Origin of the sequence: Nocardioides sp., assembly GCF_047606145.1 — a bacterium.
GTDB lineage: Bacteria > Actinomycetota > Actinomycetes > Propionibacteriales > Nocardioidaceae > Nocardioides.
The window spans coordinates 1-25,439 of record NZ_JASGET010000116.1 but is presented as its reverse complement, the minus strand read 5'-3'; the positions used below and the strand labels follow the sequence as shown (position 1 = coordinate 25,439).

The following is a 25,439-nucleotide window of genomic DNA, read 5'->3' as shown; positions in this document are numbered from 1 at the left end:
TTCCGGGAGCCCGCCATGAGCACGTTCTTCCATGACCCCAGAGAGCTGGGTGACCGCAGCGACCCGGCGCCGGGCTACGCCCAGGAGCTGCGCCGCGGCGTCGGGACCTTCTCCTCCTTCGCCGCCGGCTTCTCCTTCGTCTCGATCCTCACCACCGTCTTCCAGCTCTTCGGCCTCGGCTTCAGCCTCGGCGGCGCGTCGTTCTTCTGGACCTGGCCGATCGTGTTCGGCGGCCAGATGCTGGTCGCGCTCTGCTTCTCCGAGCTCGCCGGCCGGTGGCCGATCTCCGGTGCCGTCTACCAATGGTCCTCGCGTCTCGCCGGTACGACGATCGGCTGGTTCGTCGGCTGGATCATGATCATCGGCCAGACCCTCACCGTCGCCGCCGCGGCGATCGCGCTGCAGGCGGTGCTGCCGAGCATCTGGTCGGGCTTCCAACTCGTCGGCGGCCACGACGCCGATCCGACGCTGACCTCGTCCACCGGGGCGCAGAACGCGATCCTGCTCGGCTGCCTGCTGCTGGTCGTCACGACGACGGTCAACGTGCTCGGCATCCGCCAGGTCGCGTTGTCCTCGAGCGTCGGCGTCTGTGTGGAGATCGTGGGCGTGGTGGCCCTGATCGTCATCCTCTTCTGCCTTCCCGAACGCGGACCGGGAGTGGTCGCCCACGCCACGGGATGGCACGGCACCGGCTACCTCGGCGCCTTCCTCGCCTCGTCGCTGATGGCGGCGTACGTCATGGTCGGCTTCGACTCCGCCGGCGAGCTCTCCGAAGAGACGCACGCACCTCGGCGTACGACGCCGCGCACCATCATCAGCGCCTTGCTGACCTCCGGAATCGGCGGCGGACTGCTCATCCTGGCCGCGTTGATGTCGGCCCGCAGCCTGACCGACGGCAACCTCTCCCTCGGCGGCCTGGCATGGGTCCTGACCGACCGACTGGGCGATGTCGTCGGCCGGCTGCTGTTGTGCTGCGTCGCCGTCGCGGTCTTCGCCTGCACGCTCGCGGTGCAGACCTCCGGCGCCCGCATGGTGTTCTCGATGGCCCGCGAGCAGGCGCTTCCCTTCCACCGGGTGCTCGGTCGGGTCTCGTCACGCACCGGCACCCCGATCGCGGCGTCCCTCGTCGTCGGTGGCGGTGCCGCGATCGCTCTGCTGGTCAACGTCCACCAGTACGCCATCTTCCTCGCCCTCTCCAGCCTCTGCATCGCGATGCTCTACCTGGCCTACCTCGGCGTCACCGTCCCGCTGCTTGTCCGGCGGATCCGGGGCGAGGTCCCGGCCGGCGTCGACGAGGCGGGCCGGCCGCTCTTCTCGCTGGGCGTGTGGAGCGTCCCGGTCAACGTGCTCGCGGTGCTCTACCAGGTCGCCATGGCGGTCAACCTGCTCTGGCCGCGGGCGGCTGTCTACGACCTCACCGGCCACACCTGGTGGCTGCGGTGGAGCGCGCTGCTGTTCATCGGCCTCAGCCTGGCGATCGGGGCGGCGTACTTCCTCGGCCAGCGCCTGCACCTGCGCATCCGGCTGCGACCCCTCTCGCACACCCACGTCGCCGACCCCGCCCCGGAGCTCTGATGACCCCCGCCGACCAGCACCAGACCGACACCGTCCTGGCCGCCCGCGACGACGCCCGTGCCCGGGCCGGCCAGACCAGTGCCTGGATGCCCTACCTGCCCGCGTCGAGCAGCCCGCACTGTCCTGTCGACGTCGACCCGGCGACCCTGACCTGGGCCGAGACCGTTGCCCCCGGGGGCTACACCCACAAGATCGTGGCCCGGGGCACCCGGATCCGGCTGGAGGACCCGACCGGCGAGGCGTGTGCCCACGTCGTGGTCTACAACGCGCTGGAGACGGTGGAGCGGCTCAACGTGGCCGACACCCAGAAGATCCCCTGGCAGGCCTACCTCGGCGCCGGTCACCCGCTGCTCTCAGGAGACGGGCGGGTGCTGGCCACGCTGGCGAGCGACACCTCGGGCCACCACGATGCCTTCTGCGGCACGAGCACCGAGGCCTGGAACCGGCACAAGTACGGCGCCGCGATGCCCGAGGGTCCCACGCCGGCCGGGAGCTCGCTGCTGCTCAAGGCCGCCGTCAAGCACGGCCTGTCCGCGCGCGACCTGCCGCCCAGCGTCTCTTTCTTCCAGGGGGTGCGGGTGGATCCGGACGGCGACTTCTCCTGGACCGGCTCGGCCGGGGCCGGCACCTCGGTCGAGCTGCTCGCCGAGCTGCCGCTGTTGGTGCTGGTCGCGAACGTGCCCCACCCGCTCGACCCGCGCCCGGTGTACGTCGTCGGGCCGTTGCGGGTGCACGCCTGGCGCTCGACGCCCACCGGTCCCGGCGACGAGCGCTTCGACGCCACTCCCGAGTTGCATCGGGCCTACCTCAACACCCTCGACTACGCGGAGGCGCGCGGACTGTGATCGAGACCCAGACCTTCCAGACTCCCGCCGGCGCGGTGACCAGCACCGTGCCCGTCGGGGCGTCGTATGCCGCGGACACCGTCCTGGACTGGTCGGAGCCGTTGGCGCCCGGCACGCCGGTGCTCGATGAGCGAGTCTCCTCCAACGCCTCGTGGTCGGCGGTGGTGCGGGCCGGCCAGGTGCTCACCATCGTCGACGTCGGGGGCAACCAGTCCGGTGACTGCCTGATCTACAACGCCGCCGACCCCGAGGAGCGCTACAGCGTGCCGGACACGCTGGCCTGGCAGGGCAACGCCTACGTGCGCACGGGGACCGTGCTGCGCAGCAACCGGGGCAATCCGCTGATGACCGTGGTCGGCAACGAGGTCGCGCGGCAGGACACCATCGGCGGTGCCTGCTCGAAGGAGTCCAACACGCTGCGCTACGGCCACCACGTGGGGTATCACCACGGCTGCCGGGAGAATTTCCTCTCCGAGGCCGCCAAGCACGGCCTCGGCCTGCGCGACCTCGTCTCCAACCTCAACTGGTTCATGAACGTGCCGGTCGAGGCCGATGGCGCGCTCGGCATCGTCGACGGCATGTCGGCGCCCGGCAAGCGGGTCGCGGTCCGGGCGGAGATGGATGTGCTCGTCCTGGTCTCCAACTGTCCGCAGGTCAACAACCCGTGCAACGACTTCAACCCGACGCCGATGCGGATGATCGTGGTGCAGCCGTGACGCTCTCGCCGAACCGGCTGCTGGTCGCCAACCGAGGCGAGATCGCCCGCCGGGTCATCCGCAGCGCCCGGGCGCTGCGGATGGAGACGGTCGCGGTCTACTCCGACGCCGACCGGGCGGCGCCGCACGTGCGCGAGGCCGATCGCGCCGTACGACTCGGCCCGGCGCCGGCTCGCGAGTCGTACCTGCGCGCCGACGCGATCGTCGAGGCCGCCCGCGCCACGGGGGCCGGACTCGTCCATCCGGGCTACGGCTTCCTCGCCGAGAGCGCCGACTTCGCCCGGGCCGTCGAGGCGGCCGGACTCGTCTTCGTCGGTCCCACTCCTGCGCAGATCGCGGACTTCGGTCAGAAGCACACCGCACGCGAGCTGGCCAGGCGGGCCGGCGTGCCGATGCTCCCCGGGACCGGGTTGCTGGGAAGTGCCGAGGAGGCGGTCTCCGAGGCGGAGCGGATCGGGCTGCCCGTGATGGTCAAGGCCACCGGCGGTGGTGGCGGCATCGGGATGCAGGCCTGTACGACGCTGGCGGAGGTGCGGGAGGCGTACGAGCGGGTGGCGCTGCTCGCCCGGGCCAACTTCGGTGCGTCCGGGATCTTCCTGGAGCGGTTGGTCCGGCCGGCCCGGCACGTCGAGGTGCAGCTCTTCGGCGACGGCGCCGGCCGAGTCGCGATCATCGGCGACCGCGACTGCTCGCTCCAGCGCCGCAACCAGAAGGTGATCGAGGAGGCACCCGCGCCGGCACTCCCCGACCACGTCCGTGAGCTGCTGCACCGCTCGGCCCACGAGCTGGCCGTGTCGGTCGGCTACCGCAGTGCCGGCACGGTGGAGTTCGTCTATGACCCGGTCCGCGAGGAGGCGTCCTTCCTCGAGGTCAACACCCGGCTCCAGGTCGAGCACCCGGTCACCGAGATGGCGTACGGCGTCGACCTGGTCGAGCTGATGCTCCGGCTCGCCCGCGACGGCGCCGGCGGGCTCGACGAGCAGGTCTTCACCCGGCGCTGGGCGCCGGCCGGCTGTGCCGTCGAGGCGCGCGTCTATGCCGAGGACCCGGCCAAGGACTCTCTCCCCTCGGCGGGGTTGGTCACCCGGGCGCTCCTCCCCGGTCACGGCGGCCCCGGCATCGCGGGTGTCCGGGTCGACAGCTGGATCGAGACCGGCCTGGAGGTCTCGCCGTTCTACGACCCCATGCTCGCCAAGGTGATCGCCGCCGGGTCCAGCCGGCTCGGTGCGCTCGATCTGCTCGCCGAAGCGCTCGCGAGCTGTCGGATCGACGGCATCGTCACCAACCTCGGTCTGCTGCGGGCGCTCGCCGGCCACGACGACCTGCGAGCCACCGTCCACTCGACCTCGACGCTGGACGTCGTCGACGATCCCGCTCCGCGGATCGACGTCCTCGTGCCGGGCACCTTGACCACCGTGCAGGACCTGCCCGGCCGGACCGGCTACTGGAACGTCGGCGTCCCGCCCAGTGGGCCCTTCGACCCGGTCTCGTTCACCGAGGCGAACCTCGCGGTCGGCAATCCCGCCGGTGCGCCGGGCCTGGAGATCACCGCTGCCGGGCCGGTGCTGCGCTTCTCGACGCCGTCCGTGGTGTGCGTGACCGGTGCTCCGGTCGAGGTCACCGTCGACGGTGATCCGGTGCCGCAGTGGGAGCCCCTCGACGTGCCGGCCGGCGGCACCCTGGCGGTGGGCGCCGCCTCCGGACCGGGCCTGCGCACCTATCTCGCCCTCCGCGGCGGCCTCGACGTCCCCGACTATCTGGGCAGCGCCGCCACCTTCTCGCTCGGGGGCTTCGGCGGCCACGCCGGGCGGGCGCTGGTCGCCGGCGACGTGCTGCGCCCCGGCTCGTCGGCGGCCGGGGCCGATCCGCTGCCGGCTCGGGTCCAGGGTCCCACGCCGGCCTCGCGTCGACCGGCGATGGTGAGCCACTGGCGGATCGGGGTCACCGAAGGCCCGCACGGCGCTCCCGAGTTCTTCACCCGGCGCGATCTCGACACCCTCTACGCCACCGACTACGAGGTGCATCACAACTCCGCCCGTACCGGCATCCGGTTGATCGGGCCGAAGCCCCGGTGGGCGCGCCCCGATGGCGGTGAGGCCGGTCTGCACCCCTCCAACATCCACGACACGCCGTACGCCGTCGGCGCGATCGACTTCACCGGCGACACCCCGATCATCCTCGGACCCGACGGTCCCTCGCTGGGCGGCTTCGTCTGTCCGGCGGTGGTCGCCAGCGGAGACCTGTGGAAGCTCGGCCAGCTGCGGCCCGGCGACACGGTGCGGTTCGTGCCCGTCCGAGAGGCGGAGGCGGCGTCGCTGTCCGAGCGACGCGCGGCCCCCGACCTCGTCACCGGCGGTGGCGACGGCGACGACGGTGTGCTGGCCCGGCTCGAGGCGACCGATCAGCGCCCCGGTGTCACCTACCGCCGCGACGGTGACGACAACGTGCTCGTGGAATACGGCCCGATGACGTTGGACCTGGCGCTGCGGATGCGGGTGCACGCCCTCCAGGAGACGCTTGCCGCCCATGCACCGGCCGGCATCATCGACGTCACCCCCGGCATCCGGTCGCTGCAGGTGCACACCGACGCGAGCCTGCTCAAGGCCGGCGACGTGGCTCGCCTGCTGGTCGAGCTGGAGGACGAGGTGCCGGCCACCCAGGAGCTGGCCGTCCCCTCCCGTACGGTCCGGCTGCCACTGAGCTGGGACGACCCCGCCACCCGGTTGGCGATCGAGCGCTACATGGCCGGCGTCCGTGCGGATGCGCCGTGGACGCCGTGGAACATCGAGTTCATCCGCCGGATCAACGGGCTCGACCGTGTCGAGGACGTCTACCGCACCGTCTTCGACGCCAGCTATCTGGTGCTCGGTCTGGGTGATGTCTACCTCGGCGCGCCGGTGGCGACCCCGCTCGACCCGCGCCACCGGCTCGTCACCACGAAGTACAACCCGGCCCGGACCTGGACGGCGGAGAACTCGGTCGGCATCGGTGGCGCCTACCTGTGCATCTACGGGATGGAGGGGCCCGGCGGCTACCAGTTCGTCGGCCGCACCGTGCAGGTCTGGAACCGGTTCCGGTACGGACCCGGTCGGGGTGGGCTGTTCGGCGAGCACCCCTGGGCGCTCCGCTTCTTCGACCGGATCGAGTGGTATCCCGTCTCCGCCGAGGAGCTGCTCGAGCTGCGTGCCGAGACCGACGCCGGCCGGGCCGAGTTCGAGACCGTGGAGGGCACGTTCTCCATCGCCGAGCACACCCGGTTCCTCGCGGAGAACGCCGCGTCCATCGAGGGTTTCCGGCGTCGCCAGGCGGCGGCGTTCGAGGCGGAGAAGGAGCGCTGGCGGTCCACCGGGGAGTTCGACCGGCGCGATGAGCCCGAGCCGGGACCGGTCCCGGAGGTGAGCGTGCCGGAGGGCGCGGTCGCCGTGACCGCCTCCTTCACGGCGACGGTCTGGCAGGTGTCGGCCCAGCCCGGCGCCACGGTGGCCGAAGGGGACCCGATCCTCTCGGTCGAGGCGATGAAGATGGAGGCGAAGGTGACCGCGCCGCTGCCCGGCCGGCTGGTCCGGCTCTACGTCCGCCCCGGCGAGCAGGTCGCTCCCGGCCAGGTCCTTGCGGCGGTGGCGCCATGATCTCGCCCGCCGACGCCCCGGTCGGGCCCGTCGCCCGCGTGGAGGCGGCGTACGACCGGATCGCGACGGTGGACCGGCCCGAGATCTGGGTGACGCTCCGGCCCCGCGAGGAGGCACGTGCCGAGGCGGCCGAGCTGGTCGACCGACTGGCTGCCGGTGAGACGCTGCCGTTGGCCGGCACGGTGATCGCGGTCAAGGACAACATCGATGTCGGTGGGCTGCCCACGACCGCCGGCGCGGCGTCGTACCACTACCACCCCGAGGTCGATGCCACCGCCGTGGCGCGGCTGCGGGCCGCCGGCGCCATCGTGCTCGGCAAGACGAACCTCGACCAGTTCGCCACCGGCCTGGTGGGCACCCGCAGCCCGTACGGCGCGGTGCGCAACGCCTGGGACCCGAGCCGGATCTCCGGTGGCTCCTCCTCGGGCTCGGCGGTCGCGGTGGCACTCGGCATCGTCGACGCGGCGCTGGGCACCGACACCGCCGGCTCGGGCCGCGTGCCGGCCGCGCTCAACGGCGTCGTCGGGGTCAAGCCGACCAGGGGCACGGTGCCGGTGACCGGCGTCGTGCCGGCCTGCTACTCCCTCGACTGCGTCACCGTCTTCGCCCGGGAGCTGGCGCTCGCCCGGTCGGTGGCCGAGCTGATGAGCGGTCCGGACCGCGCCGACCCGCTCTCCCGGAGCATCGGCGTGCCGGTCCGGCTGCCGACCCGGCCGCGGCTCGCGGTGCCGACGGCCGAGCACCTCGCCGGGATGGCGGAGGGGTGGGCGGAGGGCTTCGCCGCGGCGGTGCGCCGGTTCGCGTCGGCCGGGGTCGAGATCGTCGAGGTGGACATCGCGCCTCTGCTGGAGGCGGCGACGATGCTGTACGGCGGCGCGTTCGTCGCGGAGCGGTACGCCGCCGTCGGTGCTCACATCGAGGCTCACCGTCACCTGATCGGCACCGACCTCGACCCGACCGTCGCCGAGATCGTGCTCGCCGGTGCCATCCCGACCGCTGCCCAGTGGGCGAGTGACTGGGCCCGGCTCCAGCGGCTCGGTGCCGCCGGCCGCGAGCTGCTCGCCGGGTGTGACGCGCTGCTGACTCCCACCACCACCTGGCACCCGACCCTCGCGGAGGTGGCCGCCGACCCGGTCGGTGCCAACAGCCGCATGGGGCGGTTCACGAACTTCGCCAACCTGCTCGACATGGCCTCCCTGGCCATCCCGGCCGGCTTCGTCGGCGGACTGCCCTTCGGTGTGATGCTCACCGGTCCCGCCTTCTCCGACCAAGCCCTGGTCGCCCTCGCCGGGCTCTACCAGGCGCCGGGGCTCGACCTCTTCGTGGTGGGTGCGCACCTGTCGGGACAGCCACTGAACCCGCACCTGGTGCAGGCCGGCGGCGGCCTGGTCTCGGCGGCGAGCACCGCGCCGGCGTACCGGCTGCACGCGCTGGCGACCACTCCGGCCAAGCCCGGCCTGGTGCGGGTCGGACCGGCGGAGGCCGGCGCTTCGATCGAGGGGGAGATCTGGCGGCTGCCGGCCGCCGGCTTCGGCACCTTCGTGGCCGCCGTGCCACCGCCCATGGCGATCGGCACCGTGGAGCTCGCCGACGGCCGACAGGTCCCCGGCTTCCTGGTCGAGCCGTACGCCGTGGACCAGACGCCGGACATCAGCGGCTTCGGCGGCTGGCGCGCCTATCTCGGGGAGGTCCTCTGAGAGGATGACGGGATGACCACCCGACCTCGCCCCGGCAGGCCGCGGCACGGGTCTGACGGGGACGGTGGCGGCTCGCCGCGGGAGGAGATCCTGCAGGCCGCCGCCGGCCTCTTCGTCGAGCACGGCTTCGCCGGCACCTCGACCCGGTCGATCGCGGAGAGGGTGGGCATCCGGCAGGCCTCTCTCTACTACCATTTCGCCGGCAAGGACGAGATCCTCGTCGAGCTGCTGCGCACCTCGGTGCGGCCGACCCTGGACATCGTTCGCGCCATCGAGAGCGCGGACCCACCGATCCCGCCGGCAGCGGCGCTCTACGCGGTGGCGTTGGCCGACGTGGGCACGCTGCTGGCCTCGCCGCACAACGTCGGCACGCTCTATCGGCTGCCCGAGGTGCGGCAGGAGCGGTACGACGCCTTTCACCGGGACCACGCCGAGTTGCAAGCGGCCTATGCGCGCCTGGGTGCCCGGGTGGCCGGCGATGACCCGGGGGCCACGGCCGGCGTGTGTCGCGGAGAGCTGCTCATCCATCTCGTCGAGGTGGTCATCGAGCAGCGCCGCACTCGCGTGCTGACCTCGGAGGACGCCCACACCATCGCGGAGGCCTGCCTGCTCGTCTGCCGTGCGACGCCGGCGACGGTCGCCGCGGCCCGGAGCTGGCAGGAGAGGTCGGCAGCGGCGGTCTCCGGCCGCGGGGAGCCGGCACTCACCCGACCGCCCCAGCCACCGGCGGTCGTCATCGAATCGTCGGATGACAGCCATCCGGCTCTGTGAGTTCCGCCACATCGCCCCACCGCGGTCTACTGCCGTCGACGCCCGGCTCGGACGAGCCGGGCACGACCCGAGGAGACCTTCATGCCCCCTGCCCCCGCACGGGCGCCACGCCGGCGCCGATCCCGCCGCCGCGCGTCGCTCATCGTCGCGCTGACCGCGCTGAGCGTGCCGTTGGCCCAGGCGCCGTCGGCCTTCGCCGACGATACCTCGGCCGACACCGTCAGCTGTGACGGCGGCGACTCCCTCTCGGACGGCACGTTGACGGTCGCCTCCGGCGAGACCTGTGCGGTGAGCGCCACGACGAGTATGCAGACCCTGGTGATCACCGACGACACCTCGGCGATCACGGTTCCCGACGGCGACGTGCTGAGCATCGTCGTCGACGGCGTGGACGAGGGTCAGCAGTACGACGGCACCTCCGCCGTCTCCCCGAATCTGATCCCCGGCACCTACTCCAGCGACTCCGAGGACGGGGTGCAGCTGGTGGTCACCACCGCGTACGACTACACCCTGTTCGGCACCACCTTCCCGCTGCGCCAGGCGCTGATGGTCGACGCAGACGGCGTGAACGCCGATGAGTCGGTCAGCCAGGCGATCACTGCCGGGACCTACGACAGCACCGGCGCCGACGGCGTCGCCATCGCCTCCGACAACAGCGACGGCATGGCCGGCATCGACGTCGAGGACGGCGACTACGACATCACCGACCCGACGATCTCCCTGGACGGCAACAGCCGGCTCGACTTCGCCGGCATCGGCGCCGGGATCCGGGCCGCCAACTCCGGCACCAGCGTCCGGGTCGACGGGGCGAACATCGACAACACCGGCGCCGTACGCTCCGGCATCGTGTTCACCGACGGCGCCACCGGCGTGGTGAAGAACTCCACCATCTCCACCGCCGACGGCACCCTGCCGGACGACTACACCCTGTCCCCGCCGCCGAACATGCGGGCGGTGCCGTGGGCGCTGGGCCTGACCGGCAACGTCCGGGCCACCAACATGGTGGGCGACGGCACCAAGGCCACCTACCTCAACGACGATGTCACCTCGCAGAACTGGGGCGTGCTGTCGACCGACTCGACCTCCAACAGCTACCTGACCGCGATCGGCACCAAGGCGACGACGGTGGACGGCGGCTACGGCTCGTACGCCGACGGCACCAGCGTGACCGACACCTTCCTGGGCACCACCTTCGACGTGGACGACTACGGCGTGATCAGCACCGGCGGCACGATCAACATCGGCGACGCCAGCCAGGAGGCGGTCACCGCGCTCAACACCGCCAACAGCCTCGGCCTGACCGACGACGACATCGCGGACGTCACCGACCAGGCCACCACCATCGACTCCGGCCGGTTCGGCATCATGTGGCACGGAGGAGGCAGCAGCGACATCGCCGGCGGCACCGTCAACATCAGCGGCGCCACCCAGATCAACACCGGCGAGACCGCGTTCCAGGACAAGGCCGACGGCATGACGCTGAACCTGGACGGCTCCGACGGCGCCACCGTGAACAGCGGCACCGGCGTCATCTTCCAGGAGATGGAGAGCGACGACCCGGGCGGGCTGAGCACCACCTCGGAATACACCGACCCGGTCTACGCCGGTGACACGCCGGTGAAGGACACCGACTGGGATCTGACCTCGACCACCGACGACAAGCCGGCGATCGTGAACCTGACCGACATCGACACCACCGGCGACTACTACAACGCCGCCTTCGACACGGTGCCGAAGAACCTGGTGCTGAACCTGGACGGCTCCTCGATCACCGGAGTGGTCTCCTCGAGCACCTCGGTGCACGACGTGGCGACCATCTCCTACGACGACGGTGAGGGCTACAAGAACATCGGCGAGGTGACCAACACGGTCTCCAGCCCGGTCAACAACGGCGTCATCGTCGACCTCGCCGACGGCTCCACCTGGACGCCGACCGGGACGTCGTACCTGACCAGCCTGACCGTGGACGACACCTCGAGCATCGCCGCGGCCAAGGGCCAGGACGTCACCATCACCATCGACGGGGTCGACTACACCCCCGACGAGCTGGTGGCCGGACAGACCTACACCGGAGACTCCGACAGCCCGATCATCGTCACGACCTCGTCGACCTCGGCGGCGGCGACCACCACCAAGGTGTCGGTCTCGCCCGCCAAGGTCGCCTACGGCAAGGCCAGCACGGCGAAGGTCGCGGTCACCAGCACCGACGGCACCCCGACCGGTTCGGCGGTGGTGAAGGTCGACGGCAAGAAGGTCGGCAAGGCCACCCTGTCCGGCGGCACCGCCAAGGTGAAGCTGCCCAAGACGCTCAGTGTCGGAAAGCACACCGTCACCGCGACCTATGCCGGCGACGACTCCTACGCCTCGTCCTCCGGCTCGGCCACCGTCAGGGTGACCAAGGCCGCGTCGAAGAGCAAGCTGCGGCTGGCCACGCACCGGATCGCCAAGGGCGAGCGGGTCAAGGCGACCATCGCGGTGAGGGCCGGCGTGACCCCGACCGGCGTGGTGAAGGTCCTGTCCGGCTCGAAGGTGATCGCGAAGTACGCCCTGAGAGGCAAGGCGAAGGGCACGCTCGTGCGCAAGCTGCCCAGGTTCACCAAGGTCGGCACCTCGCACCTGCGGGTGGTCTACGCGGGGACGAAGAACATCGCCTCCTCGCGCAGCTCGGCGGTGACCCTGAAGGTGACCAGGGAGTGACCAGGAAGTGACCAGAAGGTCAGCTGAGCTGAGCACCTCAGCACCGGAGCCCCGTCGTCGCGTACGGCGGGGCTCCGGCGCGTCCGGGTGCCACCGGCGTCGCGGGATGTGTCACAGACCAGCCCCGGCCGGTGTCTGGATGTCGAGAGCACATCCCTACGGCAGGAGGAACCATGAGCACGCGGATCGAACCCCAGGAGATCACCGGCCTCTACGGCGTGGTGGTGAAGACGTTTGCGAGAAGGCTCTTCGGCAGGGTGCCGGAGTCGCTCGGGGTGATGTGGCACCACGTCCCGGCGCTGAGGGCGGGCATGGCCTTCGGCCAGAAGCTGCAGAAGTGGGACGAGTGCGACGAGACGCTGAAGTCGCTCGCCCACATGGCGGTCGCCTCCCTGGTCGGCTGCTCGTGGTGCCTGGACTTCAACTACTTCATGGCCAAGAACAAGGGGCTCGACATCGAGAAGGCCCGTGAGGTCCCGCGCTGGCGGGAGTCGGAGGCGTTCACGCCGCTGGAGCGGGAGGTGCTGGAGTACGCCGAGGCGATGACCCAGCTGCCGTCGACGGTGAGTGACGCGATGGTCGCCGGACTCTGCGAACGGCTCGGCGCGGCGGGCCTGATCGAGCTCACCACGGTGATCGGCTACGCCAACATGACCACACGCTCCAACGTCGCGCTGGGCATCGAGTCCGACGGGTTCTCGGCCGCCTGTGGGCTGCCGCCGATCAGCGAGCGCCCGGCCGCTCACCCGACCCGGCCGGGCCGCGTAGTCTCGCAGGCATGAGCGACGATCCGTTCGTCACCCATCGCAGCCTGCTCTTCACCGTCGCCTACGAGATGCTCGGCTCGGCCGCCGACGCCGAGGACGTGGTGCAGGAGACCTGGCTGCGCTGGGCCGAGGTGAGTCGGGACACGGTCCGCGACCCGCGGGCCTATCTGGTCCAGATCGTCACCCGCCAGGCGCTCAATCGGCTGCGGACGCTGGCCCGCAGACGTGAGGACTACGTCGGCGAGTGGCTCCCCGAGCCGCTGCTCACCTCGCCGGACGTGGCGGAGGACGTGGAGCTCGCCGAGAGCGTGTCGATGGCGATGCTGACGGTGCTGGAGACGCTCGGCCCGACCGAGCGGGCCGTCTTCGTGCTGCGCGAGGTCTTCGAGACGCCGTACGACGAGATCGCCGGCGCGGTCGGCCGGAGTGAGTCGGCGGTGCGGCAGATCGCCCACCGCGCTCGGGGGCACGTGGCGGCCCGCCGTCCCCGCACCCGGGTCGGCCGTGCCGAGCAGCAGCAGGTGGTGGACCGATTCCTCGCCGCTCTTCAGACCGGCGATCTGCAGGGCCTGCTCGACGTGCTGGCTCCCGACGCCGTCATGATCGCCGACGGCGGTGGCGTGGTCTCCGCCGTGCGGGTACCGCTCTCCGGGGCCGCGGTGATCGCCAAGGTGCTGGCCAAGTTCGCCGAGCGTGCGCCCGAGGGTGCGACCGTGACGCCGAGCTGGTTCAACGGGGCCGTCGCGGCCAGCGTCGAGATCGACGGAGCGCTCGACACCGCGATCAGCTTCGAGATCGACGGCCGTCGGATCCACCGCATCCTCGCGGTCCGCAATCCGGCCAAGTTGACCCGGCTCGACCGGGAGGCGGCGTTGGCGCGTCGACCCGAGGCGCGCTGAAGGTCCGCTGAGGCCCGCTGAGATTGGCTGAGGTCGGCTGGGTCGTGCCACCGGGAGGACCGTCTCGGCTACGGTGATGGGGTGAGTGTCTCGCCTCCCTTCCGGGCCGACATCGTCGGCAGCTTCCTGCGGCCCGACAGCGTCCATTCCGCCCGCGCCGAGCACGAGGCGGGTCGGCTCGACGATGCCGGCCTGCGTGCGGTCGAGGACGCGGCCATCCGCGATCTGGTGGCCGAGGAGGCCGCCAGCGGTCTCCGGCTGGCCACCGACGGAGAGTTCCGGCGCGCCTGGTGGCACTACGACTTCTTCTCCCATCTCGACGGTGTCGATCTGGTCGAGTCCGACCACGGCATCCAGTTCACCGGCGTCGCGACCAAGAACCAGGTGCTGCGGGTCACCGAGTCGATCGGGTTCCCCGCCGATCACCCGATGCTCGGGCACTTCGCGTTCCTGCGCGAGACGGTGCCGGCCGGCGTACTCCCCAAGATCTCGATCCCCTCGCCCACCGTGCTGCACTTCAGGCTCGACGCCGACGCCGTCGTCACCAGCCGGTACGGCGAGGACCACGAGGCCATCTTCGACGACGTCGCCGCCGCCTACCGCGCCGCGGTGCGCGCGTTCTACGACGCGGGCTGTCGGTACCTGCAGTTCGACGACACCGCGTGGGCCTACCTGTGCTCGCCGGTGGAACTGCAGAAGGCGGCCGAGCGCGGCATCCACACCGACGGCCTGGCGCAGCGGTACGCCGAGCTGATCAACGCCGCCCTGGACGGCAGGCCGGACGACATGGTGATCACCACCCACGTGTGCCGGGGCAACTTCCGCTCCACCTGGATCTCCTCGGGCGGCTACGAGCCGGTGGCGGAGCCGCTGCTGGCCGGCACCGGCTACGACGGCTACTTCCTCGAGTACGACACCGAGCGTGCCGGCGGCTTCGAGCCGCTGCGCCACCTGCCGCACGGCGAGAAGACGGTGGTGCTGGGCCTGCTGACCTCCAAGGACGGCGAGCTCGAGGAGACCGGGGCCGTCGAGCGTCGGATCGAGGAGGCCGCCGCGTTCGCGCCGCTCGACCAGCTCGCGCTCAGCACCCAGTGCGGCTTCGCCTCCACCGAGGAGGGCAACGTGCTCAGCGAGGAGCAGCAGTGGGCGAAGGTGCGCCGGGTGGTGGAGATCGCCGATCGGGTGTGGGGCTGAGTGGCCCTGCCAACGCACGACCCCGAGCGTGACGCCGAGCACGACCCCGGGGTGGGGTCCAACTGGCCGGGCCTGACCGACCCCGCGCACTCGCGGTGGTACATCGAGCGCTTCGCGGAGATGGCCTCCCGTGGGGAGGACCTGCAGGGTGAGGCTCGCCTGGTCGACGTACTCTCCCCGCGGCGGGCGCGCCTCCTCGACGCGGGTTGCGGACCGGGCAGGCACGGCGGCCAGCTGGCTCGGCTCGGGCACCAGGTGGTCGGGGTCGACGTCGACCCGCGCCTGATCGAGGCCGCCCGTGTGGCCCACCCGGACGTGACCTGGCTGGTCGCGGACCTGTCCCGGCTCGACCTGGCCTCCCACGGCGAGGCCGAGCCGTTCGACGGTGCCTTCCTGGTCGGCAACGTGCTGGCCTTCGTGACGCCGGAGCACCGCGCATCGGTCGTCCGGCGGGTGGCGGCCCACCTGCGCCCGGACGGGTTCCTGCTGGTCGGCTGCCGCACCGACCAGGGCGTCACCGCCGACGTCCTGGACGCGGCCCTCGCCGACACGGACCTGAGACTGGAGCAGCGGTTCGCCACCTACGACCTGCGCCGATGGCACGCCGACGCGGGGTTCTGCGTCAGCGTCGCCCGCCGGGAGCCCCTCGCCGGGTGATCCGCGGCGTTCCGGGGTACTGCCAGTACCTCCCAGCTCCCGGCAGCGCGGTCTAGCGTCGAGGGAGTGGAACGCATCGATTCAAGACCAACCCCCGTCGGCCCTGCCGAACTCGTCCCCGTACCCGAGGAGACCGGCGAATGAGCATCCCCACCCTCACCCTCAACAACGGCGTCACCCTGCCGGCCCTCGGCCTCGGCGTCTTCCAGAGCCCGCCGGAGGAGACGGCCGCCGCCGTCGACACCGCGCTGCGGGTCGGCTACCGACACATCGACACCGCCGCCATGTACCGCAACGAGCGCGAGGTCGGCGAGGGACTGCGCCGCTCCGGCGTCCCGCGCGAGGAGGTGTTCGTGGAGACCAAGGTGTGGGTCAGCGACTACGGGTACGACGAGACCCGGCATGCCTTCGAGAAGGCGGTCGCCAAACTCGGCATCGACCGGCTCGACCTGCTGATCCTGCACCAGCCGGCGCCCGACCGGTTCGAGAGGACGATCGCCGCCTACCGCGGCCTGGAGAGCCTGCTCGCCGAGGGGAGAGTCCGCGCGATCGGCGTCAGCAACTTCATGCCGCCTCATCTGCACGAGCTGATGGCTCGCACCGAGGTGGTGCCCGCGGTCAACCAGATCGAGTTGCACCCGTACTTCACCCAGCCCGAGGTGCAGCGCGCCGATGCCGAGCACGGCATCCTCGACCAGGCCTGGTCACCCATCGGCGGGATCACCTTCTATCCCGGGTGGGGCGAGGAGCGCCGCAGCGTGATGGACGACCCGACGCTGCGGGAGATGGCCGCGCAGCACCGTCGGAGCGCGGCTCAGGTGATGCTGCGCTGGCACCTGCAACGCGGTCGATCGGCGATCCCGAAGTCGACCGATCCCGGTCGGATCGCAGAGAACTTCGACGTCGCCGACTTCGAGCTGACCGCCGACGAGCTGGACCGCATCGATGCGCTCGACACCGGTGTGCGCAACGGGCCGGACCCCGATGTCGCCCGCCCCGAGCGGTTCGACATCGCGATCCCGGAGGCCTGACCCGAACGGCTGGCTGACAGGCTGACCGGTTGACCGGTTGACCGACCCGCCGGAGCGCGGGGCGAGAGAAGAGGAGCGAACAGTGCAGTACCGACCGTTGGGGCGCACGGGCGTCCAGGTGAGTCCGCTGTGCCTGGGCACGATGATGTTCGGTCCCTGGGGCAACGAGGACGAGGCCGACTCGATCCGGATCATCCACCGAGCGCTGGACGCCGGCATCAACGTCGTCGACACCGCCGACGTCTACTCCGCCGGCGAGTCCGAGCGGATCGTGGGCAAGGCGCTCAGGGGTCGTCGCGACGACGTCGTGCTGGCCACGAAGTTCTTCATGCCGATCGGCGAGGAGCCCAACCACCGCGGTGGCTCGCGGCGCTGGATCATCCGAGAGGTCGAGGAGTCGCTGCGTCGCCTGGAGACCGACTACATCGACCTCTACCAGGTGCACCGGCCGAGCCCGGACACCGACGTCGAGGAGACGCTCGGCGCGCTCACCGACCTGGTGCGTGACGGCAAGGTCCGCTACCTCGGCTCGTCGTCGTACCCGGCGAGCCAGATCGTGGAGGCGCAGTGGGCCGCCCGCGACCGGCGTCTCGAGCGGTTCGTCACCGAGCAGCCGCCGTACTCGATCCTCGTCCGCGGCATCGAGGCGGACGTCCTGCCCACCGCGCGTCGGCACGGGATGGGCATCCTCAGCTACAGCCCCCTGGCAGGCGGGTGGCTCTCCGGCCGCTGGCGCCGGGGCGCGGCGAGTACGCCGACCTCGGCGGCGCGCCCGGGCGCCGGCTTCGACATGTCGAGCCCCGCCAACCAGCGGAAGCTGGAGATCGTCGAGGAGCTCGCACTGCTCGCCGAGGAGGCCGGGGTGAGCCTGATCGAGCTCGCCATCGCGTTCGTGATCAACCATCCCGCGGTCACCTCGGCGATCATCGGGCCACGCACCATGGCGCAGTTGGAGTCCCAGCTCGGCGCGCCGGAGCTCACCCTGGACGCCGAGCTGTTGGACAGCATCGACGCGCTGGTGGCGCCCGGGGTGACGGTCAACCCCGACGACAACAGCTACGGCGCCGCCGAGCTCACCCGGTCGGCTCGACGGCGCTGAGTGCGTTCGCCTCTCGGGTGGCGGCCCAGGTGGCGAGCAGTCGCAGGCCGTCGGCGGTCGGTGAGCCCGCCGGCGTGGTGTAGACGTTGAGTCGCAGGCCGGGTTCCGAGGGCAGCTCCATCGACTCGAAGTCGAGGTCGAGCTGGCCGGTCACCGGGTGTCGCAACCGCTTCTGGCCGCTGCGATGGAACGTCACGTCGTGCGATGCCCACCGTCGACGGAAGAGCTCGCTCTGTGTGGAGAGCTCGCCGACCAGCTCGATCAGATCCCGGTCGTGCGGATTGCGGCCGGCCTCCAGCCGGAGCATCGCGGCCGCGTCGTCGGCGATCCGGTCGTAGTCGACGAAGAACTCACCGGCCGCCGGATCGAGGTAGATGAAGCGGGTCGTGTTGGCCCGCCGGCGTGCGGTCGCCCCGGCCACCGGCGAGTCCAGCACCGGGGAGTAGAGGGTCCGGGCGAGCCGGTTCATGGCGAGGATGTCGTGCCGGCCGTTGCGGACCCACGCCGGCGCGTCTCCGATCGCCGCCAGGACCTGCCGTACCGCGGGGCGCACCGCGGCGGGCGTCGTACGCCGTCGGCGGGTGCGACCAGGTCCGGCCGTCCGGGCCAGCGCGAACAGATGCTCGCGCTCGGCCTCGTCGAGCTGGAGCGCCCGTGCGAGCGCGTTCAGGACACTCTCGGAGGCACCGCCGAGATCGCCGCGCTCCATCCGGACGTAGTAGTCGACCGACACCCCGGCCAGCATCGCCACCTCCTCGCGGCGCAGTCCCTCGACCCGGCGATTGCCGCCGTACGCCGGCAGGCCCGCCTGCTGAGGAGTGATCCGGGCGCGCCGGGTGGTGAGGAACTCACGCACTTCCGCACGATGGTCGAAGGCCTCCATGTCTTCCACGGTAGGCCGCCGGGGTGTGACGAAGGGAGGCAGCACCCGGGACGACCGTGACACGTGTCGGGCACGTGCCGGACTCGCCACGACTGACACCGGGGCGGCTGGGCTGCGGCGCCGGCTCCGCCGGCCGCCCGGGTCGGTCCGCTAGCGTGTGAGGTGTGCACAGAGAAGTCGTCACGCTGGTCAGCGACCTCTCCGGCGGTGAGCCGGCCGAGACCGTCTCGTTCAGCCTGGACGGGACCGGCTACGAGATCGACCTGACCAATGCCGAGGCCCGCACCCTGCGGCTGGCGATGGAGGAGTTCGCGCTGGTCGCGAAGCGGACCGGCGGCCCGAAGCGCTATCCGCTGCGCTCCACGGTGGCGCCGGCGCCGAGCACCAAGCAGGAACGCGACGCGATCCGCTCCTGGGCGCATGCCCACGGCTATGAGTTCAGCGATCGCTCCAAGATCCCGGCCGAGGTGATCGAGGCCTACCACGCGGCTCGCTGAGCCGGTTCGCCGGCGTCACTGTGGTTGGGTGAACAGCCCGTCCGGGTCGTACGCCGACCGGACCTGCTGCAGCCGAGTCCAGTTGTCCCCGAAGTAGGCTTCTCCCGGGTCGCCCAGGCTGGCGTCGGCGTAGTTCACGTAGGCGTGGTGGCCGAAGACCGGGTTCATCCTCGAGCGGAACCCCTCGACGAAGTCGACGGCCGGCTCCGCCGAATCGCCCTGGTAGGTGGCCGTGTACTGCACGGTCGCACGTGCTCGTCGGTGGACGAAGGCGGTCGTCTCCGGTGCCATCTCGGCGACCCGGCCGCCGAGCCCGTCGATAGAGATCCCGGCCTCGATCAGGGAGTCGGGGACCGCGTCGACCCGAGCCAGGACGATCTCGGCCTCGGCCGCGGTCAGCGGCCGGTAGGCGATGTGGGAGGTGGCGGCGAACGCCTCGGGCGCTCCGGAGCCGGCGAAGGCCCGCATCGCGGCCAAGAAGCCACGGACGTGGTCGACGCGTCCGGTCGGCGCCACCGCGGAGACGAGCGGCGCGATCGCGGACTCGAAGCCGGAGCTCGGGCCGGTCCAGGTGACGGTCGCGGCCAGCGAGACCCCGGTCGGGTGGCTCGAGCCGCCCAGGACCTTCAGCGTCGACCACAGTCGCGGGTCGGCGCCGTCCAGCCAGTCGAACCAGGCCGGGATCACCTCGCCGATCGACGAGGGCGTCCAGGTGAGGTAGGTGGTGGTCAGGGTGGGTGCCGGCACCGTCGCCATCGTCATCGAGGTGACCACCCCGAGGTGGCCCCCTCCGCCGCCCCGCAGCGCCCAGAACAGGTCGGGCTCGCTGCTCGCCGACGCGGTCACCACCCGCCCGTCGGCGAGCACCACCTCCGCCGAGGTCAGGTGGTCACAGGTGAGTCCGTAGGCGCGCGTCATCACGCCGACCCCGCCGCCCATGGTCAGTCCACCGAGCCCGACCGTCGGGCACGATCCCCCCGGGATCGCCCGCCCCTTCGCGGCCACCCGCCGGTAGACGTCGGAGAGGACGGTGCCCGGCCCGAACCGCGCCTGGGTTCCCCGCCAGCGGAGCCGGTCGAGCCTGCGGGTGTCGATGACCAGCGCCCGCGGGGACCCGCCCGAGGACCAGCCGGGGTAGGAGTGGCCCCCGGCACGCAGGGCGAGTGGGATGCCGGCGTCCGCGGCGAACGCCAGTCCGGCGGCGACGTCGGCCGAGTTCGCCGCCTCCAGCAGCGCCAGCGGCCGGGCGTCGTCGTACCGAGGGTTCGGCGTGACCCGGAGCGAGTCGTACGCCGAGTCGCCGGGCCGCACCAGCTCGCCGGTGAGCCGTCGGGCGAGCCGTCCCCAGCCGGGGTGGCCGGCAGCGGTGGTGGACGCGCCGGTGGTGCCGACCCCGGTCGAGGTGGTGCCGGCGGTGGTCCCCGGTGTCCCCGATGTCCGGGCGGAGCCGGTGCCTGTCCCGGTGCCTGTCCCGGTGCCGGTGCCATCGCCACAGCCGGTGAGGGCCAGGGAGGCGCCGGCGAGCAGGACCGATCGACGCGTCCAGATGCTGGTCATGGGTGTCAGTGTGCCCAGTCGGTCCGATGACATGCCCGATCCGGCGGGTCGCGGGGTGGCGTGCCTCACGGCGCCGACTCGTTCCGCCGCGTCGACCAGATCGTTAGAGTGGCTAACGACATGACTCAGGCGCTCACCCGTTCCTCGGTCGGTCTGCGCAGTGAGCGTGGCCCGGTCCTGCTCTCCGCGATGCTCGCCACCGGCCTGGTCGCGATCGACTCCACCATCTTGGCCACCGCCGTACCGAGTGTCATCGACGACCTGGGTGGCTTCACCGTCTTTCCCTGGCTGTTCTCGATCTACCTGCTGGTGCAGGCGGTCACGGTGCCGATCTATGCCAAGATCTCCGATCTGGTCGGCCGCAAGCCGGTGATGCTGCTGGGCATCGCGCTGTTCGTCATCGGGTCGGCGCTGTGCGGCTTCGCCTGGAGCATGACCGGGCTGATCATCTTCCGCGCGGTCCAGGGGATCGGCGCCGGCGCCGTCCAGCCGATGGCGGTCACGATCGTCGGGGACATCTACACCATGGCCGAGCGAGCCAAGGTGCAGGGCTACACCGCCTCGGTGTGGGCGCTCTCGGCGCTGGTCGGACCGACCCTGGGCGGACTGTTCTCGCAGTACGTCTCCTGGCGGTGGATCTTCTTCGTCAACCTGCCGCTCGGCGTCCTCGCCTTCTGGATGCTGCAGCGTTCCTTCCACGAGAAGGTGGTGCGCCGTCGCACCAGACCGGACGTCACCGGCGCGGCACTGCTCAGTCTCGGCGGGGTGGTGTTGCTGCTGGCGTTGCTCGAGGGTGGGCAGAAGTGGGCCTGGGGCTCCGGAACCTCGATCGGGTTGTTCGCGCTGGCCGCGGTGGCGCTGGCGGCCTTCGCCGTGGTCGAGTCGCGCGTGCCCGAGCCGGTGCTGCCGCTGTGGGTCTTCCGCTACCGGGTGCTCAACGCCGGCAACCTGGACAGCCTGGTGGTCGGCTGCGTGATGCTCGGCCTCTCCTCCTATGTGCCGATGTACGCCGAACAGGTGCTCGGCCACGGTGCGCTGGTCGCCGGGCTGGCGCTGGCCGCGATGACGCTGGGCTGGCCGGCGGCTGCCTGGCAGGCGGGCCGGATCTACCTGAGCCGGGGCTTCCGGTTCACCGTCGGGCTCGGCGCGCTCCTCGCCCTCCTGGGCGGGCTGCTGCTGCTCGGCGTCGGCGCGCACAGCTCCATCTGGCTGCTCGCGTCGAGCTGTTTCGTGATCGGGCTCGGCTTCGGGTTCGTCGCCAGCCCGGGACTGGTGGCGGCGCAGTCGAGCGTCTCCTGGGCCAACCGCGGGGTGGCGACCGGCGCCACCATGTTCGCCCGCTCGATCGGCTCGGCGATGGGCACGGCGATCTTCGGCGCGGTCGCCAACACGGCCGTCGCCGCCCGCGTCTCCGGGGCGGTACCCGAGCTCGAGGACTTGGACCCGAGCATCCTCGCGCCCGCGCTGCACGTGGTCTTCCTGGTGGCCACGGCGCTGCTCGTCGTACTCCTGGTCGGTGCCGCGCTGATGCCTCGCCGGGTGCACGAGCCGGAGGCGGCCCGGCACCGCTGAGTCGGCGACGGCTCATGGGACGGCCCCGAGGGTGGTGAGCCTGTCCTGGCTTGCTCGGCCGCCGCCGGGGCGAGCACGATGGCGCCATGAGCACGCCGGCCGCCACCGCGCCGGCCGGCGGGCACGAGGGCGAGCCACACGAGGACGGGCTGAACAACCGGCTCAGCTGGCTGCGGGCCGGCGTCCTCGGCGCCAACGACGGCATCGTCTCGGTGGCGGGGCTCGTGATGGGCCTGGCCGGGGCGACCGATGACCGTGGCACCATCCTGGTCGGTGGTGTCGCCGGCCTGGTGGCGGGCGCGCTCAGCATGGCGGCGGGTGAGTACGTCAGCGTCAGCACCCAGCGCGACGCCGAGCTGGCCCTGCTGGACAAGGAGCGCACCGAGCTGCGGGAGATGCCGGTCGAGGAGCTCGCCGAGCTCCGGGGCCTGCTCGAGGACCGGGGGCTGACGCCCGAGGTCGCCGCGGAGGTGGCGGCGCAGTTGACCGCTCGCGACGCGCTCGGCGCCCACGCCGAGCTCGAGCTGGGCATCGACCCGGACGACATCACCAACCCGTGGAACGCCGCGCTGGCCTCCATGCTCGCGTTCACCGTCGGGGCGCTGCTGCCGCTGCTCACCATCCTGCTGCCCGGGCTGTGGCGCATCCCGGTGACGGCGGTGGCGGTGCTCGCCGCGCTGGCCGTCACCGGCGTCACCAGCGCCAGGATCGGGTACGCCGATCCACGCCGGGCGTTGCTGCGCAACGTCGCCGGTGGCTTCTTCGCGATGGCGGTGACCTACCTGGTCGGGATGATTCTGGGGTCGCACGTTGCTTGAGACCGGTGATGAGAGCCTTCGTCGCCATCGTGCCGCCAGCAGAAGTGATCGACGACCTGGACGAGTTCTGGGAGGTGCGCCGCCATGCCGGCGGGTTCCGCTGGACCAGGCCCGAGCAGTTCCACGTGACGCTCGCCTTCGCCCCCGCCGTACCCGACCGCGCGGTCGAGGACTGGCTCGAGCGACTCGGCGCGGCCGCCGGTCGTCGTACGCCGTTCGAGATGAGGGTCGCCGGTGGCGGAGCCTTCCCCCAGGTGGCCGAGGGCCGGGTGCTGTACGCCGGCCTGCGAGACGAACCTGAGCTGGCCCGGCTCGCGACCGGCGTGCGGAACGCCACCGCCACCGCCGGGATCGAGGTCGACGGCGGCCGCTTCCGGCCGCATCTCACCCTTGCCCGCCTCCGCCGGCCCACCGAGCTCACCCGGTGGGTACGGCTGGCCGACAGCTACACCGGGCCGGCCTGGCGGGTGGACTCGGCCAGCGTGGTCGAGTCCCATCTCGGCGAGGGCCCCGGCCGCCGGCCCCGTCACGAGATGCTCGCCGAGATCCCGCTCGGCTGAGCCGGGCGGGTGCGGTGCGGTCCTCAGGTGCGGTCACCGGTCCCGGCGACCGCACCCGAGGACCGGCGCGACACTAGCCCGCGACGCCGTACAGCCGGTCCCCGGCATCGCCGAGGCCGGGGACGATGTAGCCCTTCTCGTTGAGCCGCTCGTCGATGGCGGCGGTGACGATGTTGATCGGTACCTGGAGGTGGGAGACCTTCTCCTCCAGTGCGGCGATCCCCTCCGGTGCGGCGAGCAGGCAGATCGCGGTGATGTGGTCGGCGCCGCGCCGCACCAGGAAGTCGATCGCGGCCGCGAGGGTGCCGCCGGTGGCGAGCATCGGGTCGAGCAGATAGCACTGCCGTCCGGACAGGTCGGCCGGCAGCCGTTCGGCGTACGTCGTGGCCTGCAGCGTCTCCTCGTTGCGCACCATGCCGAGGAAGCCGACCTCGGCGGTGGGCAGCAGCCGCATCAGCCCGTCCAGCATGCCCAGGCCGGCGCGCAGGATCGGCACCACCAACGGCTTCGGTGCGGCGAGTCGTACGCCGGTCGTCGGCGCCACCGGGGTGCGGATGTCGCAGGACTCGATGCGGACCTCGCGGGTGGCCTCGTAGGCGAGCAGGGTCACCAGCTCGTCGGCCAGCCGCCGGAAGGTCGGCGAGTCGGTCTGCTCCTCGCGCAGGACGGTCAGCTTGTGGGCCACCAGTGGATGATCGACGGCGAGAGTCTGCATGGAGGCACCCTATGAGATCGAGAGGGTGAACGCTTTGTGACGAGGCAGGCAAAAGGCTTGGCCACGGGACCGCTCGCGTGTCACGCTGGTGAGGTGTCCGATCAGTCCGATCAACTCGCCGGCGTGGACTTCGCCGTCGCGGCCTTCCACGACGGTGAGGACTGGACCGTCGAGGAGCTCGCCGACGACGTGCTGAGCGACGTCGGCGCGCTCGCCCACGCGCTGCGCCGCTTCCCCGGCGAAGGCGGGGCGTTCGCGATGGTGGGCGTCGACGAGGACTTCTTCCTGATCGTGCGCACCGAGGGCACCAGCACCCACGTGCTGCTCTCCGACATCACCGCCGCGAGCGAGTGGGAGCTGGCCGCCTCCGCGCTGGAGCACCTGGCGCTGCCGATGCCCGAGGACGAGGACGACCAGGAGCCGGCCGGAGACCTGGCGATCCTCGCCGACCTCGGGGTGAGCGCGGTCGACCTCGGCATCCTGCTCGACGACTTCGACCTCTATCCCGACGAGCTGCTCAGCGAGGTCGCTCGCAAGGCCGGCTTCGGGATGCTCTTCGACGACGCCGTCGGACTCACCACCGCATGAGGCCGCTGGACCGCTGGGGTCCGGCGATGCAGGCGGCGCTGGCCGAGGCCCGCGCGGCGCTGGCCACGCACGACGTACCCATCGGTGCCGTGGTGCTCGACGCCGGTGGCGAGGTCGTCGGGGCCGGGCGCAACGTCCGGGAGGCGTACGCCGACCCGACCGGCCACGCCGAGATGGTGGCGCTGCGCGCGGCCGCCCGCGCCCGCGGCGAGTGGCGGCTGGACGGGCACACCCTGGTGGTCACCCTGGAGCCGTGCACCATGTGCGCCGGCGCGGCGGTGCTCGCCAGGCTCGAGCGGATCGTCTTCGGAGCCTTCGACGACAAGGCCGGCGCGGTCGGGTCGCTGTGGGACGTCGTCCGCGACCGCCGGCTCAACCATCGCCCCGAGGTCGTCTCGGGGGTGTACGCCGAGGAGCAGACCGCGCTGCTCACGGAGTTCTTCGCGGCCCAGCGGAGCTGAGGTCGCCGCGGAGTGGGCCGGTCGCCGGGCTGGGTGCGGAGCGGGGTCCGGACCGTGCGTGCGGCCGGACCGTCCGGCCGGGGCGGCTCACTGGTCCACCATCCTCTTGTCGGCGTTCTCAGACAGAGCGCCGATGCACCCCGGGTGCCACCAGGTCACTGCCCTGCTCGCTTGACCCGTTCCAGACCTGGAGCGATGTCCAGGATGAGAT

22 protein-coding genes are annotated in these 25,439 nt (G+C 71.7%); 19 read left to right on the top strand and 3 right to left on the bottom strand.

The window, feature by feature from the left end:
• Positions 1 to 15 precede the first annotated feature (15 nt).
• The 13 genes from QM638_RS14835 (at position 16) to QM638_RS14775 (ending at position 17,577) form a co-directional block, all read left to right on the top strand.
• A complete protein-coding gene (locus QM638_RS14835; RefSeq protein ID WP_415142996.1) occupies positions 16 to 1,575 on the top strand; it encodes an amino acid permease in 1,560 nt (519 codons plus the stop codon).
• The gene (locus QM638_RS14830) at positions 1,575 to 2,420 is read left to right on the top strand and encodes an urea amidolyase associated protein UAAP1 (RefSeq protein ID WP_415142994.1); all 846 of its coding nucleotides are present in this window, start codon (positions 1,575 to 1,577) and stop codon (positions 2,418 to 2,420) included. The genes QM638_RS14835 and QM638_RS14830 overlap by 1 nt, the downstream gene beginning before the upstream one ends.
• Positions 2,417 to 3,136, top strand: coding sequence for an urea amidolyase associated protein UAAP2 (locus tag QM638_RS14825; RefSeq protein WP_415142992.1), 720 nt, complete (start codon positions 2,417 to 2,419; stop codon positions 3,134 to 3,136). The genes QM638_RS14830 and QM638_RS14825 overlap by 4 nt, the downstream gene beginning before the upstream one ends.
• Positions 3,133 to 6,765, top strand: coding sequence for an urea carboxylase (uca, locus tag QM638_RS14820; protein ID WP_415142990.1), 3,633 nt, complete (start codon positions 3,133 to 3,135; stop codon positions 6,763 to 6,765). Before QM638_RS14825 ends, uca begins: the two co-directional genes overlap by 4 nt.
• Positions 6,762 to 8,462, top strand: coding sequence for an allophanate hydrolase (atzF, locus tag QM638_RS14815; RefSeq protein WP_415142989.1), 1,701 nt, complete (start codon positions 6,762 to 6,764; stop codon positions 8,460 to 8,462). Before uca ends, atzF begins: the two co-directional genes overlap by 4 nt.
• A 12-nt stretch (positions 8,463 to 8,474) precedes the next feature.
• On the top strand, positions 8,475 to 9,233 hold the full coding sequence (locus QM638_RS14810; protein ID WP_415142987.1) for a TetR/AcrR family transcriptional regulator: 759 nt from the start codon (positions 8,475 to 8,477) through the stop codon (positions 9,231 to 9,233).
• Positions 9,234 to 9,314: 81 nt separating this feature from the next.
• A complete protein-coding gene (locus tag QM638_RS14805; RefSeq protein WP_415142985.1) occupies positions 9,315 to 11,930 on the top strand; it encodes a beta strand repeat-containing protein in 2,616 nt (871 codons plus the stop codon).
• 173 nt (positions 11,931 to 12,103) lie between these two features.
• Positions 12,104 to 12,712 carry a carboxymuconolactone decarboxylase family protein gene (locus QM638_RS14800; protein WP_415142983.1) on the top strand — a complete coding sequence of 203 codons (609 nt, stop codon included), beginning with the start codon at positions 12,104 to 12,106 and terminating at the stop codon, positions 12,710 to 12,712.
• The gene (locus tag QM638_RS14795) at positions 12,709 to 13,596 is read left to right on the top strand and encodes an RNA polymerase sigma-70 factor (protein ID WP_415142981.1); all 888 of its coding nucleotides are present in this window, start codon (positions 12,709 to 12,711) and stop codon (positions 13,594 to 13,596) included. The genes QM638_RS14800 and QM638_RS14795 overlap by 4 nt, the downstream gene beginning before the upstream one ends.
• An 81-nt stretch (positions 13,597 to 13,677) precedes the next feature.
• Positions 13,678 to 14,790, top strand: coding sequence for a 5-methyltetrahydropteroyltriglutamate--homocysteine S-methyltransferase (locus tag QM638_RS14790; protein WP_415142979.1), 1,113 nt, complete (start codon positions 13,678 to 13,680; stop codon positions 14,788 to 14,790).
• The gene (locus QM638_RS14785; RefSeq protein WP_415142978.1) at positions 14,791 to 15,447 is read left to right on the top strand and encodes a class I SAM-dependent methyltransferase; all 657 of its coding nucleotides are present in this window, start codon (positions 14,791 to 14,793) and stop codon (positions 15,445 to 15,447) included.
• A 140-nt stretch (positions 15,448 to 15,587) separates the two neighbouring features.
• The gene (locus QM638_RS14780) at positions 15,588 to 16,478 is read left to right on the top strand and encodes an aldo/keto reductase (RefSeq protein ID WP_415142976.1); all 891 of its coding nucleotides are present in this window, start codon (positions 15,588 to 15,590) and stop codon (positions 16,476 to 16,478) included.
• Between the two features lie 82 nt (positions 16,479 to 16,560).
• Complete coding sequence (locus tag QM638_RS14775; protein ID WP_415142974.1) at positions 16,561 to 17,577, top strand: aldo/keto reductase; 1,017 nt, start codon at positions 16,561 to 16,563, stop codon at positions 17,575 to 17,577.
• On the opposite strand, the gene QM638_RS14770 is transcribed toward QM638_RS14775, so the two are convergent.
• Positions 17,552 to 18,460 carry a helix-turn-helix transcriptional regulator gene (locus QM638_RS14770; RefSeq protein ID WP_415142973.1) on the bottom strand — a complete coding sequence of 303 codons (909 nt, stop codon included), beginning with the start codon at positions 18,458 to 18,460 and terminating at the stop codon, positions 17,552 to 17,554. The two genes, QM638_RS14775 and QM638_RS14770, sit on opposite strands and share 26 nt — an antisense overlap.
• A gap of 164 nt (positions 18,461 to 18,624) precedes the next feature.
• Here QM638_RS14770 and QM638_RS14765 point away from each other — a divergent pair, with 164 nt between their 5' ends.
• Positions 18,625 to 18,957 (top strand): histone-like nucleoid-structuring protein Lsr2, encoded by a 333-nt coding sequence (locus tag QM638_RS14765; protein ID WP_415142971.1) that lies wholly within the window; start codon positions 18,625 to 18,627, stop codon positions 18,955 to 18,957.
• A 15-nt stretch (positions 18,958 to 18,972) separates the two neighbouring features.
• Here QM638_RS14765 and QM638_RS14760 read toward each other — a convergent pair whose 3' ends face one another.
• Entirely contained in the window at positions 18,973 to 20,514 is a 1,542-nt protein-coding gene (locus tag QM638_RS14760; RefSeq protein ID WP_415142969.1) for an FAD-binding oxidoreductase, read from the bottom strand.
• Positions 20,515 to 20,634: 120 nt separating this feature from the next.
• Between QM638_RS14760 and QM638_RS14755 the strand changes: the two genes are divergently transcribed.
• The 3 genes from QM638_RS14755 (at position 20,635) to thpR (ending at position 23,464) form a co-directional block, all read left to right on the top strand.
• Entirely contained in the window at positions 20,635 to 22,086 is a 1,452-nt protein-coding gene (locus QM638_RS14755; RefSeq protein ID WP_415142967.1) for an MFS transporter, read from the top strand.
• 86 nt (positions 22,087 to 22,172) lie between these two features.
• Positions 22,173 to 22,904 (top strand): VIT family protein, encoded by a 732-nt coding sequence (locus QM638_RS14750; RefSeq protein ID WP_415142965.1) that lies wholly within the window; start codon positions 22,173 to 22,175, stop codon positions 22,902 to 22,904.
• A gap of 8 nt (positions 22,905 to 22,912) precedes the next feature.
• A complete protein-coding gene (thpR, locus tag QM638_RS14745; protein ID WP_415142963.1) occupies positions 22,913 to 23,464 on the top strand; it encodes an RNA 2',3'-cyclic phosphodiesterase in 552 nt (183 codons plus the stop codon).
• A 73-nt stretch (positions 23,465 to 23,537) separates the two neighbouring features.
• Here the strand turns inward: thpR and upp are convergent, their stop codons facing one another.
• On the bottom strand, positions 23,538 to 24,179 hold the full coding sequence (gene upp / locus QM638_RS14740; RefSeq protein ID WP_415142961.1) for a uracil phosphoribosyltransferase: 642 nt from the start codon (positions 24,177 to 24,179) through the stop codon (positions 23,538 to 23,540).
• Positions 24,180 to 24,272: 93 nt separating this feature from the next.
• Here upp and QM638_RS14735 point away from each other — a divergent pair, with 93 nt between their 5' ends.
• Together QM638_RS14735 and QM638_RS14730 are read left to right on the top strand one after the other, a co-directional pair.
• A complete protein-coding gene (locus QM638_RS14735; protein WP_415142959.1) occupies positions 24,273 to 24,767 on the top strand; it encodes a tRNA adenosine deaminase-associated protein in 495 nt (164 codons plus the stop codon).
• Positions 24,764 to 25,228: a nucleoside deaminase gene (locus QM638_RS14730; protein ID WP_415142957.1), complete on the top strand. Its 465-nt coding sequence runs from the start codon at positions 24,764 to 24,766 to the stop codon at positions 25,226 to 25,228. The genes QM638_RS14735 and QM638_RS14730 overlap by 4 nt, the downstream gene beginning before the upstream one ends.
• Positions 25,229 to 25,439 lie beyond the last annotated feature (211 nt).

What these genes read in the sequence shown, in the direction of transcription:
- QM638_RS14835 (WP_415142996.1), top strand. Translation starts at nt 16, where the DNA reads ATGAGCACGTTCTTCCATGACCCCAGAGAGCTGGGTGACCGCAGCGAC.
- QM638_RS14830 (WP_415142994.1), top strand. Translation starts at nt 1,575, where the DNA reads ATGACCCCCGCCGACCAGCACCAGACCGACACCGTCCTGGCCGCCCGC.
- atzF (WP_415142989.1), top strand. Translation starts at nt 6,762, where the DNA reads ATGATCTCGCCCGCCGACGCCCCGGTCGGGCCCGTCGCCCGCGTGGAG.
- QM638_RS14810 (WP_415142987.1), top strand. Translation starts at nt 8,475, where the DNA reads ATGACCACCCGACCTCGCCCCGGCAGGCCGCGGCACGGGTCTGACGGG.
- QM638_RS14805 (WP_415142985.1), top strand. Translation starts at nt 9,315, where the DNA reads ATGCCCCCTGCCCCCGCACGGGCGCCACGCCGGCGCCGATCCCGCCGC.
- QM638_RS14800 (WP_415142983.1), top strand. Translation starts at nt 12,104, where the DNA reads ATGAGCACGCGGATCGAACCCCAGGAGATCACCGGCCTCTACGGCGTG.
- QM638_RS14795 (WP_415142981.1), top strand. Translation starts at nt 12,709, where the DNA reads ATGAGCGACGATCCGTTCGTCACCCATCGCAGCCTGCTCTTCACCGTC.
- QM638_RS14780 (WP_415142976.1), top strand. Translation starts at nt 15,588, where the DNA reads ATGAGCATCCCCACCCTCACCCTCAACAACGGCGTCACCCTGCCGGCC.
- QM638_RS14770 (WP_415142973.1), bottom strand. Translation starts at nt 18,460, where the DNA reads ATGGAGGCCTTCGACCATCGTGCGGAAGTGCGTGAGTTCCTCACCACC.
- QM638_RS14760 (WP_415142969.1), bottom strand. Translation starts at nt 20,514, where the DNA reads ATGACCAGCATCTGGACGCGTCGATCGGTCCTGCTCGCCGGCGCCTCC.
- QM638_RS14755 (WP_415142967.1), top strand. Translation starts at nt 20,635, where the DNA reads ATGACTCAGGCGCTCACCCGTTCCTCGGTCGGTCTGCGCAGTGAGCGT.
- QM638_RS14750 (WP_415142965.1), top strand. Translation starts at nt 22,173, where the DNA reads ATGAGCACGCCGGCCGCCACCGCGCCGGCCGGCGGGCACGAGGGCGAG.
- thpR (WP_415142963.1), top strand. Translation starts at nt 22,913, where the DNA reads ATGAGAGCCTTCGTCGCCATCGTGCCGCCAGCAGAAGTGATCGACGAC.
- upp (WP_415142961.1), bottom strand. Translation starts at nt 24,179, where the DNA reads ATGCAGACTCTCGCCGTCGATCATCCACTGGTGGCCCACAAGCTGACC.
- QM638_RS14730 (WP_415142957.1), top strand. Translation starts at nt 24,764, where the DNA reads ATGAGGCCGCTGGACCGCTGGGGTCCGGCGATGCAGGCGGCGCTGGCC.